The 4280-nt window shown below is 48.9% G+C and carries 4 protein-coding genes; all 4 read right to left on the bottom strand.

Annotated features, from left to right (window positions below; all coding sequences use genetic code 11):
* A partial coding sequence (locus ABYV26_RS21875; protein ID WP_372683480.1) for a hypothetical protein occupies positions 1-1068 on the bottom strand: 1068 nt, incomplete at its 3' end.
* Between the two features lie 47 nt (positions 1069-1115).
* A complete protein-coding gene (locus tag ABYV26_RS21870; RefSeq protein WP_372683479.1) occupies positions 1116-1913 on the bottom strand; it encodes a hypothetical protein in 798 nt (265 codons plus the stop codon).
* Positions 1914-1916: 3 nt separating this feature from the next.
* A complete protein-coding gene (locus ABYV26_RS21865; protein ID WP_372683478.1) occupies positions 1917-4103 on the bottom strand; it encodes a DNA methyltransferase in 2187 nt (728 codons plus the stop codon).
* Positions 4104-4112: 9 nt separating this feature from the next.
* On the bottom strand, positions 4113-4280 hold a 168-nt coding region (locus ABYV26_RS21860), incomplete at its 5' end, for a helix-turn-helix domain-containing protein (protein ID WP_372683481.1).

Genomic DNA, 4280 nt, shown 5'->3' with positions numbered 1-4280 from the left:
GTGCAGGTGGAGCTTCTGCCGGTCATTGAAAAAGTCTGCGTAATGCCGAATCCCGTGGATCAGAGGTCGTCCATCCGAACGCCCCTCGCGGGGAATGCTTCTCGTCGGCACAAGCAAGCCATTCCCGATCATCCGCAGCTTACGGGTGGCTCGGTCGTACAACGCCTGGTCCGCTTCTTCGACGCGCTTGAAATGCCTTGTGCAGTTCTTGCCGGTTCCGACCAGATACTCCTGGGCAAAGAGCATCCAAGCGGGGCGTTCGGCACCGTCAAGGTCATCCGCAGCAATCTTCTGGCTGTGCTTGCAGGTCGGGCAGGTCATGATCCCGTTGCCATGCGTGCCCGCGCTGATAGTGGTGCGCTTGCCGCAAGAGCAGTGCAGCACCTTGCGTTCAATCGGCAATTCGTGGACCGCATGACAGTCCTTGCAGAATACCCACTGCAGGCATTTCTCTTTGGAGTAGGCCAGTTGGAAATGGGGATGGAGCTCTACATCGTTCTGGCAATTCGAGCACTGCTTCACCTGGACCCAGAAATGATGAAGAACATCCCGTTCGACGCCGTCCACCATAGTCCGATGCAACGGCATAATGAGTTGGGCGATCTCATTGCAGATCTGCTCGATTTCCGGATAGTGATCCTCCATCCGGGAGGCGGCCAACTCAAATCGGGTAATAAAGGTCGCGACCGGGTCGATATCAAAACCAATCACCCGGGCGTTGCAGCGCATGGACTCCACCAAACTTGTCCCGCCACCGATGAAGGGATCGAGAACGACAGCGCCATGCACGAAGGTCTTGCCGAGATAGGTATCCCAAAAGGCGTCGGCCTTGTCAGGGGGAAGGGTCAGCGCGGTGATGATCGAACGGAACTGAGAGCCCACCCGGCGAGCAAACCAGCGGTGGACCCGGTACAAAGGATTCGAGCTCTGACCTTCACGCAGGGCAAGCTCGGCGATTTGGGCAATGGGAATGTCGCCCGTCTCCAGCAGGGTACGGGCAGGCCAACCGCCAAAGGTGTCGCCTCTGCGGTTCTCAATGATCTGCTTTGCCTGACCTGTTTTAGCCATAGATCCCCATTACCCTTTCGGTCCACTTTCAGAGATTGGTACGATTATCATTCATTATCATCATCCACCTCTGCATAATTACGCTCAGCTATCTCTCTGGAACGTTCGCACAAGGTAATAGCTTCTATGGGATCTCCTGCTACTCGATAAGCTTTGAACACATGCTCTCTTCCGGCATTTGGGTTTGGAACCAGTGTCGTAGCAAGTTCGTTTGTTCTTAAGTCGAAGCTATATGCCACAACCATTCTGTCCACTTCGCGTCTCGTCAATTCGGCAATTTCGATCAAGTCCGCATCAACAGGCATGTCAGCAGGAAGGATTAAAGTTCGACGGTGAGCCGTGCCCTCGGCAAGTGCAAAAGGAGTTGGGGCTACATACATTTTTCGATCACGAACAAGGATATCCCCATAACTACCAAACCCTCGAAAGCTTTTGTTTTTGTGAACGTAGGTATTGTCTGCGTTCAAGAAACTGCCATGACATATCACAAGGTCCAGAACGGGATAGCGGTTACCGTCTGGATTACTGGGATAGCGCCCAAAAACATAAAGAACCTGACGACCATTATGTTCGCCACAAGGGACCTGGCTATTACAGTCATAATCTGCCTCACGCCCTGGGTAGGCCAGCCCCTTTAGTTCATACCCCTCAGTGAAACGCACTAAACGAAAATCGGGATAAGTGTTTCGACCCGGTTCATCGAAGTTCTCACCAATTCTTTGAAGACGAGCTTTGAACCAATTTTGGAAATGAAACTCCTTGTCATTGCGTCCTTCCCGTTCGATTAAAACTCCATCTCGGATGGCCCGCACACATTCTTTGAAAATCGTTGATATCTGAGACACGGATTACCCCTTTCTTTTTGATTTCTTTTCGATATGCAACGATTCAATCGTCGCTTCAATTTCCGTATTGCTTGATTCAAGCAATGCCAGAGCGGTGCTCGGTTCATGAGAGGTCGAGAGTTGCCGGAGCAGTTGCGCCATGACTATGACACGCAAATCATTTCGGCTGAGACCTCGTCCACTTTCTTGAAAACGACGAACTTGATCGGCTACAACCGGCCTCACTGTCCCCCATAAATCTCCATTCCAGTCATGCAGAGGTAATTGGGAACGCTTCCGGCAAACTAAAACTACATCGAGATCGATTGGTTCCTTCGCCTGGTGTTTTGGCATGGCAACAGACATTTCAGCTTTGATCGGCTGTGCCGCTGTAATGCTAAAGCCCGAAGTCATAATTGCTTGAAGAACTGAGTGCCATCCTTCAGGTCTTGAATGATGGTAAGTGAAAGCAAGCACGCCATCATCTTTTAACACCCGGTGGGCTTCTGCCCATACGGCAGCAAGGCGCTCGGTGAAGAGAGATACATCGGCGTTTTGAACCTCCAAAACATATCGCGTCGAGTCGCGCTCCCGTTGGCCATTCTCACCAAGAATATGACGCTGCCAGACATGAAAAAAATCAGCCAGTTGTGAATAGTGTACGTTATCGAAAAATGGAGGGTCAGTTACGATAGCGTCAACAGACTTCTCTGGTATATCTGTATGGCTCGAATCCCCGCAAGATAGATATATTCTCTTCCCGGCAGAAAAATCAGCATATTCACTCGCCAAATCAAAACCAAGCGGTTCAGATAAGCCGAATATTTTTTCGGTAATTTTCTTTCCATCCTTTGTTCTAATCTGTAGCTCAAATGGTTTTTCAGCGTAATCTAAAGCTCGACAAATACGTCCTTTAAACATTGTCATGAAAGAACCAGAGCTTTTCGAGGTTCCCCAAAGATTTGCTTCCAATGGAACTCTTTCTGGTTTCAAAATGTGATGCGCAAACATGTGTCGGACAGCACCTGTTCCCTCTCCTTTATAGGAGGCAAACATGTTGTTGAATTCGAGGGTTCCAGAGAATAGACATGCAAACAAATCACGTAATACGGGATCACTAATCGCCTTGATCCGCTCAGACAAAATCGACAAACAGAGAAGCTGTCTATCATTAAACATTTCGTGCCAATACTTATAATTGTAATTGAGCGCCTGGTTCGTATTGTAACCTGGTTCTATTAAAACTACAGGATAGGCATTTGGACGCTCAGCCAACATTGCCGAAGCCTTTTCATACAAAGATCGGTCTTCATCATTAGCAGATTTATATACCTTTGAGCCGTCAGGTAGAAGGATTAGCTTTGCATAGAGTCGATGCTTAGGCGGAGCATCTGTTGAACGAACTGTCGGGGCTATGGAGAAAGTGTGGTTACAAGCAGGACATGTGGCCTTTTGACCTTTCGCTGGACCCGACTGCGGATCAAAAATCTTTTGGCAGGACGTGCAGTGCGCACTCTCATCATCGTATCGTACCTGATTGATTTCGCCGCAATCAGGGCAGACGGCTTGTGCTTGGGGGTAGCGTTTGGGATAAGCATGCCGAGCGAAGATCCTTGAAGAAAAAAGATCCACATCTTTATTGCAACAAGGGCATTCCAGTGTCTTTACCCAGAAATAATAAAGGACATCGGCTTCTTGCCCGTTTGGTAAACGGCTTTTATAAAACGCTCTGATTTTATCCGCAACGTCGGACTCTATTGATTTATATTCATTCAGTACGCTTTCGCGATTGTGGTAAGAAAGAGCATTGCGTACTAGGAAGTGTGCTACCGGATTAATATCCCGACCAATAGCTCTCGCTCCGAGTTTTGCGGCTTCGCCAATGGTGGTGCCACTGCCCATAAACGGATCAAAAACAACAAATTCATCAAGTCGTATCGGTTTGTACAGAGCATCAAAGATATCAGTTCCTGACGGCGATAAAGCACCAAGTGTAATCGCACGAAATACTGTCCCAAGTCGTTGTGCCCACCATTTATGTATATGATAGATAGGCCGGTTAATTTCTTTTCGCCAACTTTCCAGTTCAGCAACATCACTGACTTTTTCAAAAGGGAATGCAGGATCTTCCAGTGCGCATGCCCATGAGAATTCAGGTGCCACAACTGGGGTTATTTGATTGTCTATACTCGTTCGGGTCGCGTGGTTCATAGCCCGTTATCACTCCTTACGCTTCTTGTCTGTTTCCGCAGCCCCGCCTGCCTCTACCCAGGCATCGACTTGATCTTTTTTGAACTTCCAAAGACGGCCCATGCGATGGGCGGGCATCGCATGCTTGTCGATCCAGCGGTAAACGGTGTCACTGCTGACACCGAGGTACTTGCCTAT

The organism is Desulfosarcina sp. (assembly GCF_041551955.1).
Classification (GTDB): Bacteria; Desulfobacterota; Desulfobacteria; order Desulfobacterales; family Desulfosarcinaceae; genus Desulfosarcina.
This window is presented reverse-complemented; position numbering and strand designations above follow the sequence as displayed.

Coding starts and splice junctions, on each gene's coding strand:
- ABYV26_RS21865 (WP_372683478.1), bottom strand. CDS start 4,103: ATGAACCACGCGACCCGAACGAGTATAGACAATCAAATAACCCCAGTT.